Annotated in this window: 10 protein-coding genes; 6 read left to right on the forward strand and 4 right to left on the reverse strand. The window is 46.6% G+C overall.

Annotated elements, in window-relative coordinates; translation table 11 throughout:
- Positions 1-17 precede the first annotated feature (17 nt).
- The 4 genes from yjeM to HMPREF0494_RS01475 all read left to right on the forward strand — a co-directional run bounded on the left by yjeM (position 18) and on the right by HMPREF0494_RS01475 (position 4711).
- Complete coding sequence (gene yjeM / locus HMPREF0494_RS01460) at positions 18-1505, forward strand: glutamate/gamma-aminobutyrate family transporter YjeM (protein WP_040458646.1); 1488 nt, start codon at positions 18-20, stop codon at positions 1503-1505.
- A gap of 87 nt (positions 1506-1592) precedes the next feature.
- Positions 1593-2441 carry a DNA/RNA non-specific endonuclease gene (locus HMPREF0494_RS01465; RefSeq protein ID WP_007123138.1) on the forward strand — a complete coding sequence of 283 codons (849 nt, stop codon included), beginning with the start codon at positions 1593-1595 and terminating at the stop codon, positions 2439-2441.
- Positions 2442-2544: 103 nt separating this feature from the next.
- Positions 2545-3072 carry a hypothetical protein gene (locus HMPREF0494_RS01470; protein ID WP_007123139.1) on the forward strand — a complete coding sequence of 176 codons (528 nt, stop codon included), beginning with the start codon at positions 2545-2547 and terminating at the stop codon, positions 3070-3072.
- Between the two features lie 112 nt (positions 3073-3184).
- On the forward strand, positions 3185-4711 hold the full coding sequence (locus tag HMPREF0494_RS01475; RefSeq protein WP_050759631.1) for a hypothetical protein: 1527 nt from the start codon (positions 3185-3187) through the stop codon (positions 4709-4711).
- A 427-nt stretch (positions 4712-5138) separates the two neighbouring features.
- Here HMPREF0494_RS01475 and HMPREF0494_RS01480 read toward each other — a convergent pair whose 3' ends face one another.
- Entirely contained in the window at positions 5139-5717 is a 579-nt protein-coding gene (locus HMPREF0494_RS01480; protein ID WP_007123141.1) for a TetR/AcrR family transcriptional regulator, read from the reverse strand.
- 152 nt (positions 5718-5869) lie between these two features.
- On the opposite strand from HMPREF0494_RS01480, the gene HMPREF0494_RS01485 reads away from it, so the two are divergent.
- Positions 5870-7993 carry an NAD(P)/FAD-dependent oxidoreductase gene (locus HMPREF0494_RS01485; protein WP_007123142.1) on the forward strand — a complete coding sequence of 708 codons (2124 nt, stop codon included), beginning with the start codon at positions 5870-5872 and terminating at the stop codon, positions 7991-7993.
- A gap of 36 nt (positions 7994-8029) precedes the next feature.
- The gene (locus tag HMPREF0494_RS01490) at positions 8030-8788 is read left to right on the forward strand and encodes an SDR family NAD(P)-dependent oxidoreductase (protein WP_007123143.1); all 759 of its coding nucleotides are present in this window, start codon (positions 8030-8032) and stop codon (positions 8786-8788) included.
- Positions 8789-9026: 238 nt separating this feature from the next.
- On the opposite strand, the gene HMPREF0494_RS10735 is transcribed toward HMPREF0494_RS01490, so the two are convergent.
- From HMPREF0494_RS10735 to HMPREF0494_RS11360, 3 genes are all read right to left on the reverse strand, one after another.
- Positions 9027-12503, reverse strand: coding sequence for a mucin-binding protein (locus HMPREF0494_RS10735; protein WP_155802458.1), 3477 nt, complete (start codon positions 12501-12503; stop codon positions 9027-9029).
- Positions 12439-12927 carry a KxYKxGKxW signal peptide domain-containing protein gene (locus HMPREF0494_RS11560; RefSeq protein WP_007123145.1) on the reverse strand — a complete coding sequence of 163 codons (489 nt, stop codon included), beginning with the start codon at positions 12925-12927 and terminating at the stop codon, positions 12439-12441. The genes HMPREF0494_RS10735 and HMPREF0494_RS11560 overlap by 65 nt, the downstream gene beginning before the upstream one ends.
- Positions 12928-13059: 132 nt before the next feature.
- Positions 13060-13459, reverse strand: a 400-nt coding sequence (locus HMPREF0494_RS11360) for an LPXTG cell wall anchor domain-containing protein (RefSeq protein ID WP_007123146.1), incomplete at its 5' end; no start/stop codon positions are given.

The following is a 13459-nucleotide window of genomic DNA, read 5'->3' on the forward strand; positions in this document are numbered from 1 at the left end:
CAAAGAGAAGGGTAATTTTGAATAAAAATACTATTGGTAAAATTAGCCTGATGAGCCTGGTCCTCATGATCTTCTCCTCCATCTATGGCTTTAGCAACGCACAAAACGCTTATTTTCAGATGGGTTACGCCAGTATCATCTGGTATGTCCTGACCGCACTGTTGTTCTTCGCACCATCCTCGCTGATGTTTGCGGAGTATGGCGCAACGTTTAAAGATGCCCATGGGGGAATCTTTTCCTGGTTGCGTGGGTCAATTGGTGAACAGCCGGCTTTTATCGGCTCCTTCATCTGGCTGGCGGCTTGGATTGTTTGGCTGGTTTCGTCAACCCAGTTCTTTTTAGTATCAGTGTCGACGATGATTTCAGGGACCGACGAAACACAGACCTGGCACCTGTTCGGCTTAGGGGCCAACGAAACGCTGGGGATTTTAGAAATCATTTTTCTGTTCGTCGTTACCCTGATTGCCTCCCGGGGGGTCAACGTGATTGCCCGAATCGCCTCAATCTGCGGGGTGTTTACGATTGGAATTGCGGTCCTCTTCGTGGTCCTCAGCCTGATTATTTGGCTAATGCAGGGGGGCCATCTGGCAGAGCCACTAACCGCGACGGCAATGATTAAGTCACCCAACAGCAACTTTGTTTCGCCAATTGCGGTGATTTCCTTTATCGTCTACGCACTGTTCGCTTACGGCGGGATGGAAACAGCCGCCGGCCTGATTGACGCGGTCAAAAAGCCGGAAAAAACGTTCCCTCGGGCCGTCATCATCGCCACGGTAATGATGACCGTGATTTATATCATCACGATTTTCGTCTGCGGGGTAACCGCTAATTGGCACCACCTGTTAGGCAAATCAAGTGTCAACCTGGCCAACGTCGAATACGTCCTGATTGAGAACATGGGGGTTGTCTTCGGCGACAAGCTTGGTTTGAGCCATGCCGGTGCGCTGGCAATTGGAAAGGCCTTCGCGCGGTTTACCGCCTTTACAGACGTATTCGGCGGCCTCGGGGCGGCGTTCGTCATGACCTACTCACCGATCAAGTCCTTCATTGAGGGGTGCGACCCGCGGCTCTTGCCACAAAAATTGACGAAGCTCAACCGGGTTCAAATGCCCGCTAATGCAATGTGGTTACAGGCCATCCTGGTCAGCGTGATTATTCTCTTCATTTCCTTTGGCGGTGACACTGCCGGCAAGTTCTACACGGTTTTAACCGACATGATGAACGTTTCATCATCAGCACCATACCTTTTTCTCATCGGCGCCTTTCCATTCTTCAAGATGAAAAAGGGGCTCGACCGGCCATTTGTCTTTTACAAGAGCATGACCAGCACCTGGGTTATCAGCATTGTGGTCTGGCTGGTAATCGCGGTGGGGATTCTCTTTACTTGCATCGAGCCAATGCTGGAGCATGATTATTCCACGGCCTTCTGGACGGCATTTGGGCCAATCTTCTTTGGCCTGCTAGCCTGGATTCTCTACTCCATATCGGCAAAGCGGGCCCGTTAAACGAGCAGGTTCTTAAATTAACTTGACCATTTGTTCGCTAAGTATAGTAAAATAAAACTGATTTTTACTATTTGAAAGGAGCGGCAAATGTATCGAATTAAGAAGCGATTCTGGCGAAGCTTAATTGCCATTGGGCTGGTAATCCTGTTCGGCAGTTTCGTTAACCAATCTAATGGCAACAATACAGCCTGGGCACAAGGCATCCAGCGGCTGGTCTCCTGGGGCGGTAATAATTACCGCGGCAGCAGCCAGCAGAGCCTGCCGCCAACTAAGGAGCAGGCGGAGGCGGTCTTAACGCCGGACGTTCGGCGGCAATTAGGGAGCTCCATCAGCTGGAACGGTGCCGGCGCATTCATTGTGAATAACAACCGGCCCCAACTGAATGCCAACGTTAGTAGTGCACCGTACGCGGTTAACCTTCGTGATCAGCAGGGCCGGGTGTGGCGCGGGGATGCCTGGCTTAATCGGACTACCCGTCAGTACCGCAACCGGAATCAGACCGGCAATGGCGCCACTGGCTGGCGGCCAGCGGGCTTCCTGCAGGCCAGCAACCTGACCGGGGGCTACCGGCACGCCTATGACCGGGGACACCTGCTGGGCTATGCCCTAGTCGGGGGCCTCCACGGCTTTGATGCCTCGGAGGCGAACCCCGCCAACATCGCCACGCAGACTGCCTGGGCGAACGAGGCCCGGAGCTCGACTTCGACCGGACAGAATTATTATGAAGGGCTTGTCCGCAAGGCCCTTGACCGGGGCAAGCAGGTCCGCTACCGGGTCACTGATATTTACAACGGTAACGATGCGGTTCCTGCTGGTGCCCACATTGAGGCCCTCTCCAGCGACGGCAGTTTAGCCTTTAACGTTTTTGTCCCGAATGTGCAACGGAATATATCCATCAATTACGCCACCGGGGCAGTCACCCAATTAAACAAGTAGATAAGAATTTAGCACCTCGTCCATTTGGGCGGGGTGCTTTTTCTTTATTTAGATATCGTGTATACTCAATATTGATTTAGGTATAGAAAGTAGGAACGTTAGTGTGGAAAATTTAACAAATGAAGGTTTGAAGCGCGTTGCCGGCGAATTTGCTCACGAGCTATCTACACATCATATCAGTGATATTGTGGGCGCTAGTGATGGTAAACACGTTGGAACATATCTGGAACACTCCTTCAAGAACTATTTAAGGGAACGGTTTACAAGCAACAACTGGGGAAACTCTGCCAAGGGTGTGGATTTACCAGATATAAATACTGATATAAAATTTACTTCTATCCGGCAACCTCAATCATCGTTACCTTTCAAAGATGCAAGCCAGAAAATATTTGGATTAGGGTACAACTTAATCGTATTTGTATATAGTAAAGATGATACTAAAGAAAATAACCTAACATTCACAAGCGTTAGCTTTATCGATAAAAGTTGTACAGCGGATTATACAATGACCAAAATAATCAGGCAAACATTAGATGCTGGCGGAAACGATGAAGATTTATATGCTGTTCTTTCTGATAGAAATTTGCCAGGAGACGAGATTACATATAATCACATTATTAAAAGGATTTAGCAAAATGGTGTTAACCAGGGATATATATCCATATCCAACGCACTTCAGTGGCGAGCCTCATACAAGCGAATCATAAAAGTCGCAGGAACGGTAGATGGAGTTGATAAATTATATGGCTAATCAATATGGAGATTATCAAACGCCATCAAGTTTAGTTAAAAGGGTTTTGTCAATCGTTAAGACGAGAGGATTTGATTTTGAAAATGTTATAGAACCCACATTTGGTAAAGGTTCGTTTATCGAAGGCATACCCAAAGTGTTGCAGAATACTAGAACTATTAAAGGGCTAGAAATCCAAGAATCCTACTATAACGAGGCACTAACTAAAACCGTTAAACATATTGATTATGAACTATATAACAAGGATTTCTTTTCTTTTGATTTGTCCACGCTATTTAGTTCCCATCATAGTAATTTGGTTGTTGGTAATTTGCCGTGGGTAACTGTATCACAACTATCTGCATTTGAATCGAAGAACATTCCTAAAAAAGCTAACATAAAAGGACTTTCGGGTTATGATGCGCTAACCGGAAAATCCAACTTTGATATAGCAGAATACATGTCATTATCATTACTTAATATAATGAGCACATTCCCATCCCAATCGGTAATGGCATTATTAGTAAAAAACACCGTAGCTAAAAACATCATTAAATACATCCCGTCATCGAACTTGCGTCCAACGACATTTAATATTTACAGATTTGATGCTAAAAAAGAGTTTAATGCTTCAGCTGACGCGTGTTTAATGATGATAGGATTTAACACAAAATCTCAGTTTGATAATTCAGTAAATGAATACAGCTTATATAGTCCCGATAAGCTAATTAAAAAATTTGGATGGTCAAACAATAAATTTGTTTCAAATATTTCCGCATACAAACAATCATGTTTATACGATAACTCGACAATGTGGGATTGGCGTAGTGGGATTAAACATGACGCAAGTAAGATTATGGAGCTGCGAAGGGATGGTGAAGAGTGGGTAAATGGACTCAAAGAAAGATACAGTGATGATGAACTTTCAAAAAAGTACATCTATCCATTGGTTAAAAGTTCAGATGTCCGTAAACAACACATACACAGGGATTTTCGGAAATATGTCATTGTAACCCAACAAAAACCAAAACAAGATACGTCACATATTAAAGTTGACAGTCCTACAATGTGGCAATATCTTAAAGACCATCGAGAGTTTTTCGATAAGCGAAAGTCGTCTATCTACCGCAACTCAGCACCATTTTCCATTTTTGGAGTAGGGGATTACTCATTTAAGCCTTATAAAGTAGCGATTTCTGGTATGTACAAGAAACCGATATTTTCGATATTACCACCTAAAAATGGAAAACCTGTTATGACAGATGATACCGTATACTTTGTGGGGTTTGATATATTTCTAGAAGCTAACATTTTTGCAGCAATATTAAATGGAGAAAAAACTAATCGACTGTTGTCGTCCATTACTTTCAGTGATGCAAAACGCCCGTACACTAAGGATATTCTAAAAAGAGTGGATATAATTTCAATTTTAAAAGCGACAACACTTAGGGACTTAAATCAATCCGCATTTAGTCCGATAGATTCTAATGACGTTACCAAGTTTATCGATAAATATGATAATGACTTATCTCTTTTTTAGAATTTTCAACGGGGGACAATCCAGTGACGGTGACGTAAAAAGAAGACATCAAATAGAAGCTAAAAGCCCCTGCATATTTTTCCATAGAAGGACGACGGAAAAATAGTAATTGGTCCCTGAATATTTTAAGCCTTACAGCAGCAAGGAGTTAAAAGGCTTGTGATGTTTTTGTCCCGAATGTGCAACGGAATATATCCATTAATTACGCTACCGGGGCAGTCACCCAATTGAACAACTAGCCTTAGAGCCACAAGGGATTCATCCTTTGTGGCTTTCCTTTTTGCCAAAATAAAACAGATGGATCAATGACAGCCAAAAACGGCCCTTGATGGCTCTGTGAGGGCAAAAAATGGGCGTTTTATACAGCCCTTATCCGTTCGGAATTTCTCGTTCTTAACGCTTCTTTGACACTATGCGGCTAGGTTACTTATATGGCTAATAGCTTTCTCAAATATTTATGTGCTGCTTCTTTATCGACCTTATTTTGCTTGAAAAAGATCCATTCCAAGACCAATAAAAGGGTACTGCTGTAATGATCAGCCAGCAGCTCAATTGGAACATCTACTGGTGCCTGCTGCGACTTGGAAGCGATACAAGAAAGAAATATCTTCCGTGTTTGCTTTTTTAAGTATTCGGTAAATCCCCAGATTAAAGAACTATTGCAAGAATTAAATTTAAGGACTTTTGCTAACCATTCGTAGCGTTCATTCAGTAAATCATAAATGCGATCAAAATAAACAAATAGCAACTTTTCTGAAGGAATTTGCGTAAATTGCTGCAAGTCAACTTGTTCACTTAAGACGTACCAACAATATTCTAGCAAGTCATACTTGTCGTCAAAGTAGTTGTAGAACGTCGCGCGGGGATAATTGCTGATTTCGCATAATTGGTTAACGTTAATTTTTTCAAATGGCTGTTCACTGACCATTTGAAACATCGTATTAGAGAAGGCGCTCAAAGTTCGTTGCGCGCCGCGAGTGGGTTTCCTTGATAAATCGTATTTCATAATTCAAAGCTCCTTTGTAGACACTTTATGATTAGTGTCTAAGCTTATACGCTTTAGATTTTGTGTTGCTTGAAATGTCTTTTACCATGAGCCTATCATAAAGCAAAGTATTTGCAAGTGTCTAAATTTATTCTTATGTAAAGAGGGATTTAATGGATAAAAAGCTATTATTCACGCCAAAAAAGATTGGTAGTCTGGAAATCAAAAACCGGGGCGTAATGACCGCAATGGGGGTTGGCTTAGCAAAAGAAAATGGTATGGCTTCCGCAAAAACGGTTGCCTACTTTAAGGAGCGCGCCGCCGGTGGAATTGGCCTGATAATCACCGAATATACACGAATCAACGAGCAAGATGGCATTACCAGTGGAAAGCAGCTGTCATTAGCAACGGACAAGCATATTAAACCGTTAAGGAAAGTAACAGAGACAGTTCATGAGTATGGCAGCAGGCTATTCGTCCAGCTGCACCATCCAGGGAGGCAAAATATCGCCATTTTTCCTGGATTATGGCCGATCGGGAATAAAATTGCAAAGGTCTACCCTAACTATTGGAAACTGTTTTACAAAATTATGGGTAAGCAGGACCGGTCAGCGGCTAATGATCCCAAGATGATCAAGTTCATGCACCGTTTTATGCCACCATTGAAAGCCCCCAGCGCGATTCCCTCTGGCCTTGGCCTTTCTCCATTTGGCAACCAGTTAGTAGAGGAATTGTCGATTCCAGAAATAAAGCGGATTGAGGGACAATTTGTCGATGCTGCCGAGCGAGCCCAAAAGGCCGGAGCTGATGGTGTCGAACTTCACGCAGGGCATGGCTACCTGCTAAATCAGTTTACCAGCCCCTATTCAAACCTTCGCAAGGACGGGTACGGGGGCCCAATAGAAAACCGTGTACGAATTATTGCGGAAATTATTCAGGGCATTAAAAAGCGTTGCGGAAGTGACTTTCCAATTAGCGTGCGCTTAACCGTGGATGAATTTTACGAAAAAATCGGCTATCCGCAGATGGGCATCACGTTGCCAGAGGGGGTTCGATTAGCTAAGGAAGTTGAACGGGTGGGTGCCGACGCATTAAACGTGACCATTGCCACAGCTGATACACAAGTGCTAATCAGTGAGCCCGTCAGCTATGAACCAGGTTGGCGGCAATATTTGGTTAAGGCCATTAAGGAGGCCGTTTCAATCCCAATCATCGCGGTTGGTGTAATCCGGACGCCAAACCAGGCGGAAGCAATCCTTAGGTCAGGGACGCAAGACTTTATCGGTTTGGCGCGGCCAATGCTGGCTGACCCCCAATGGATGCAAAAGGCGAGAGAAGGGCGGGATGCGGAAATTTCCCGGTGTATTTCCTGTTTGGCCTGTCAGGAAAGCTATGAGCGCGGAATGACTACTGGGGAACATACGATTTGTGCCGTCAACCCGCGGATGGGTTTTGAAACAGAATTTCAACTTCATGGCAAAAGGAATGGTAACGGAAGAAAAGTAGTGATTATCGGTGCTGGTCCGGCGGGACTGACCGCTGCTCGTGAATTAGCAGCACGCAAGTTTAGTGTATTGGTAATGGAAGCAGCAGATAAAGCCGGTGGACAGGTAACCCTTGCCACGAAACCACCGCACAAAGCCAAAATTGGCTGGTCTGTAATTGACTTAGAGTATCAGGCAAAGCTTGCGGGTGCCGTGATTAAGTATGGCGTCACCGCAACACCAGCTTTAATAAAAAACGAAAAGCCCTATGCGGTCCTGCTTGCGACGGGAGCAGCCCCCGTTCGTCCGCCAATTCCTGGAGCAGACCAAAGCAACGTTTACACAACTACACCAATTTTAAAGGGCAAAGTACGCTTCCAAAAGCAGAAGATTGTTGTTGTCGGTTCAGGAATGACGGGCATTGAAACGGCTGAATTACTAGCCGAGCAGGGAAATCAAGTTACCGTTATTGAAATGGCGAAGCAAATTGCTCCTGGTGCTTTTGCTCCCAATGTTTGGGATGTTGTCCAGCGCCTCAAAAAGGATCAGGTGCAATTAAAGACCGATCGCCGCCTAATAAGAATTCAAGAGGACCAAGTAATCACTTGCCGGCCAAATCGGGTTCAAGAAGTCTGGGAAGCTAACGCAGTCGTCTTATCCCTGGGTGTTCGGAGTGAAAATCGGCTGGCCAGTCAATTAACTGACCACTTGCCGGAATGCAAAAAAATTATTTCAATCGGTGACGCTAACCAGGTTGGGCGGATTGCCGATGCCGTTGCCAGCGGTTTCCGGGCCGCACGGATGTTGAATTAGGCACACCATCAATTTAATTAGAAATGGGGAATCAAAATGTCAGTTGCAGTTATTACCGGGGCCACTTCCGGCTTGGGTCGTGAATACGTAAATGCAGTTATGGACGAATGTCCGAAAGTTGATGAAATTTGGCTAATTGCCAGACGGAAGAAACGAATGGAAAAGATTCAAGCGACCTATCCGCAAATGAATTTTCGTATAATTGAATTGGATCTTGCACAAGATGAAAGCTATCTTAAATTTGCTGAAATTTTGCGGCAAAAGCAGCCACGCATTTCCGCCGTTATCGCCAATGCCGGTGTGGCTTATAACGGTGATGTATTCGATATGTCTGAAAAGCAGATTCGGATGATGATCGACTTAAACGTGAAGGGGACCACCATCTTTGTCCGTGAGTGTCTCCGCTATATGGTTAGGGGTAGTTTTGTTCTCCTGGTTTCATCCGTTTCCTCCTTCGTGCCCAATCCAGACCTAGCTGTCTACAGTTCTACCAAATTTTACGTTACTAGCTTTGGGCTGGCACTTAGAGAAGAACTTAAGAACCGCCAAATTAACGTTTGCACAGCCATGCCGGGCATGATGAAGACAGAGATGGTTGATAAGTTAAGCCGGACTGTCCGTAGCAGCACTTTCAACCTAGTCCCCAGCCTTAATGTTCCCAAATTTGCCCATAAAACGATTAAAGCGGCCCAGTCAGGAAAAGCCAGCTATACAATGCTAGCTTTTTACAAGGCATATCGCGTCGTTGCTAAACTAGTTCCGCACCGTCTTTTAATCCGCTTTACTAAAATTTAACCGTGACGTAATAAGGACATTTCCGACACAGGCGGGAGTGGTAGTTTTAACGTAGCATACCAATTTTGAATCACGCCACTGGATTCTATATGATTGACAAGGCGACAGCTTCTTTTAAAACACTAAAGCCGGGCGATGAATCACTTTTCAGATTCACCGTCCGGCTTTTCAGCTAGGGGTCAGCCGACTGAGCTGTGACACTTCTGGCTTTCGTGTCCTTCTAGCATCTTATAATTTACTATTTCTTCAAGGAGTTCCGTTTGCGATAGCCAAAGCCCAGCATAGAAAGGGTGGCCAGCAGGACTAAACCAGTAACGCCAGCATCTTTATTACCGGTTTGCGGCAATTGCTTGTGCTCCTGATTTTGTGGACTACTGGTTGATGACTGACCGCTAATTCCAAGCTGCTGGCTTCCTCCCGTTAAGTTCTTGCCGGGAAGCACTTTGTTTGCTCCTGCCTGTTCCTCACGAGGGACCACTTTGGTAACCACAATCATAATGTTAGCCATTTGGGACTTCATCACGACCGTTTGCGGAATCTGTTGTCCCGCCACGAGTTGATAGCCGGCAGGGACGTCCAGCGGAAGTGCCTGTAAAGTATCGGTCTGTCCATGAAGGCTAACCGTCCTGATCACTTGGCCATCGGGGGTAACGTAGACAATTTTGACGTTCTGGTCGTCGGCCTGATAATGAATCTCAACCGTAACGTCCTGATCCTGGTCCGTAACGGTGTGGCTAGCGACCCGCGCTTGATTTGGCGTGTAACCAGCAAGCTGCGGCACAACAAAGCTAGCCCAGTGGTCGGTTGTCCAGCCACCCCAGTTCGTCTGCTGGGTAACCAAGTCCAACACCCCGGTCCGGTATAGCGTTGCCTTTTGAGTCGTGGTCGTGGATCTGCCAGCTGGGTCAGTGACAACGATTCGCCGGGTAACCGTCTTGCTATGGCTGATGGCCTTTGTTTGATGGCCCAGCTCAACGATAACGTCCTGGTTGCCGCTGGCTCGGAAAGTGTAGGTAGAATCTGGCTGGTTCAGTAGGGAATAGTGGGCTGGCACAGCCAAGTCAAGCTTAACTGTCTGCCCGGTCTTGCCATTCAATTCGGCAGTCTTGACGACTTTACCGTCATCCTTGTAGATTACCCTGACGCTTTGCGGGTCAGCCTGGTAGCCGATCTCGACAACCTGATCTTGGCTCGCATCGGTAACGACTTGCGCAGGCAGCTGGTCTTGACTCGGCGTATAACCAGCAAGCTGCGGCACGCTAAAGCTATCCCAATGGTCGGTCGTCCAGTCACCCCAGCTGGTCTGGTTGGTAACCAAGTCTAATACTCCGGCCTGGGTCAGTGTCGCCTTCTGCGTGGTGGTTGAACTGTGACCAGCCGGGTCCGTGACGACAATCCGCCTAGTAACCGTCTTTTCGCGATGAGTGGCTTGCACCCGATGGCCCAGTTCAACGATAATATCCTGGTTACCGCTGGCTCGGAAAGTGTAGGTGGTCGCTGGGTGATTAATAATTTGGTAATGATCGGGAGCAGCAATCACGACGTCAACTGTTTGCCCGGTCTTACCTGCTAGCTTTTCAGTTTTAACAATCCGATCGCCATCCTTATATATTACTCTGACACGCTGCAGATTAGCCTGGTAGTTAATCTTGATGATCTGGTTTTCAGTAGTGCTAGTAACGGTTTGGGCAGCGATTTGTCCTTGGCTCGGCGTATAGCCGGCAAGCTGCGGCACGCTAAAGCTATCCCAATGGCCGGTCGTCCAGTCACCCCAGCTGGTCTGGTTGGTAACCAAGTCTAATACTCCGCTTTGGGTCAGCGTTGCTGTTTGCGTGGTGGTTGTGGATTTACCAGCTGGGTCAGTGATAATAATTTGTCTGGTAACACTCTTCTCACGACTAGTAGTTTGCGTTTGATGGCCCAGCTCAACGATAATGTCCTGGTTGCCACTGGCCCGAAAGGTGTAGGTGGTCGCTGGATGATTAATAATTTGGTAATGATCAGGAGCACTAATCACGACATTAACTGTTTGCCCGGTCTTACCCGCTAGCTTTTCGGTCTTAACAATCCGATTGCCATCCTTGTAGATTACCCTGACGCTCTGCGGGTCAGCCTGGTAGCTGATCTTGGTAGTCTGATCTTGGCTCGCACTAGTAACGACCTGCGCAAGCACCTGGTCTTGACTCGGCGTATAACCAGCAAATTGCGGTACGCTAAAGCTATCCCAATGGCCGGTCGTCCAATCACCCCAGTTCGTCTGCTGGGTGACCAGGTCTAACATCCCGGTCTGGTTTAGCGTCGCCTTTTGGGTCGTTATTTTAGTATGACCAGTTGGATCAGTGATAATAATTTGTCTGGTAACACTCTTCTCGCGACTGGTAGCTTGCGTCTGGTGCCCCAGTTCGACAATAATATCCTGGTTGCCACTGGCTTGGAAGGTGTAAGTCGAAGCTGGCTGGTTCAGTAGGAAGTAGTGGGCTGGCAAATCCAAGTCAACCTTGACTGTTTGTCCAGTTTTGCCAGTTAATTCGGTAGTTTTGACGACTTTACCGCTATCCTTATATATTACTCTGACACGCTGCTGATTAGCCTGGTAGTTAATCTTGATGATCTGATCTTTAGTGGTGCTAGTAACGGTTTGACTAGCCACCCCAGTTAAGCTTGGCGTGTAGCCAGCAATCGATGGGGTGGTAAAAGCCTGCCAGTCGTGATTATCAGCCGTGAGGGCCGCCCAATCGTCATCACTGTCCGGCTGGTCACCAGTCAGGACTTTCCAGACGGGAGTGCAAAGCTGGTCACCGGTAATCCCGTCATAGTCAGCAAACTGGGCGAGGGTCACCTCTTGGATAGTTTGCTCCTGTTTACCATCCGGCTTGGTGACAATAATCGTTCGCTTCTTGGTCACGGGATCACCCACTTTGCCGTAGTGCCGATTAATAATCGCTAGCCGATAGGTCAGACCGTCAGAGCCAAACTTGGCATCGGTAAAGCGGGGATAGTCGGCGGGGGACTGAATCGGGTGGAGTTTGCCATCCGAGTCAAAGTAGCCATAGAGCTGGTAGTTGCTATTGGAAGTACCCACCGTTTGGCTCACGTACTGATTTAGGTAGTTTAGGGCATCAAAGTAAATTTGGTTGGGATATAATGATTGCCCATAATCCACCTGAGCCACCTTCCGGTAAACGGCTGCGTTGCCATTAACAGTGTAGGTACTGCCGCTGAGGTCCTGGTAAACCAGGTTAATCGGTGCGCTAAGGATAACTGTCTTATTAAAATTAATGGTGCCCGGTGCCGCAGTAAGATTTGCGCCATGGTAAACAATGCCATCCTCATTATATGTGAGGGGCGCGCCTGTTAGGTAATAGTGGCCATCGTGCTCAATAACCTTGTCATACTGAGCTTCTAGCGGACTTAATCTGGGGTGATAGCCCACCGGGATGCCAGAATTCTGGATTTCGATTTCTGGAATATTGACGGTTTGACCCTTATGGATCGTGTAAACCTGACTAATAATTTGGTGACCAGTAGCCGTTTGAACGTCGACCGAACGCATAAAGCAAGTAACTTCCCATTGCTGGTTGGCTGATTCTGTCGGTGAGGCGGCCGCAAAGTGGACAGGTGGGACCTTAACGTCAGGCGGGAAGGTTCCTTCAGGCGGATACCAATTGACTTCCTCCCAGTGACCGTTTTCGGCCATTTGAATAATTTTTTTCACGGTGATGATCGTTATCGCTCGGACCACCATCAGTATCGTAATGATCGTAGTAATCAATCCAAATAATGCGCTCATAGTTATGGCTCCAATCAGCGGGATGGTGTGAGGAGGAAGGCTGATCGTTTGCCCCACTCGGCTGAATTTGGCTCGGTGAAGAAGCTGTACTTTCGGTGGTCGCTGCCGGGGCGGTCTTGGCAGGCAACACAGGACTGGTTAGCTGCCCGCCGGCAGGTTGACCGGAAGTGCTGGCAACAGTGGACTGGTCAACTTGAGCCGGCTGTGCTTGCTGGTTTGCTAATAGCGAGGCAGCTTCATCCGCGTGAGCAGCGGTTACCCCCAGCAGCAGGGGGAGCAGAAGGGATGAACAACCAATCACCCATTGCTTCTTGTGCTTATATAGCTTGTAACGGTTGATTTTTGTCAAGGTGATTCTCTCCTTAAATCTAGACCAATTCAACAAAGAGGCTGCCAGATGACGACTGACAGCCTCTTCGCGTATGGGGGATCCTTTTTCAACATCAAAATAATGGTAAAAAAGGGGGAATAATTTTAGTTATTAAGCTTCACGCTTCTTAGTAGCTAAGCCAAGACCAAGCATTGCGGAAACAGCACCCAGGGCCATAATTCCCATGCTGTCTTCGCTGCTGGTTTGTGGCAGGGAGTTCTGCTTAGCAGCGCTGTTCAGCTGTGCCCGGTATTGAGCACGAGTCATGGTTACTTTGTCATACCCATTAGAAGTATTTTGCTTCTCAGAAATTGCTGAAGCATGATCATTATTGAACTGTTGAACCTCGTGATTGCCAGTAGATTGATTATTGTCTCCAGTTTGACCACCAGTAGGTTGGTTTGCTTCGTTCTGGTTATCGGTATTAGCAGCTTTAATAGCGGCTAACTTAGCATCAGCATCTTCAGCGGCTTTATGTGCTTTAATAGCAGCGTTGTCTCGGTCATTAAAA

The organism is Limosilactobacillus antri DSM 16041, assembly GCF_000160835.1.
Taxonomy (GTDB): Bacteria; Bacillota; Bacilli; order Lactobacillales; family Lactobacillaceae; genus Limosilactobacillus; species Limosilactobacillus antri.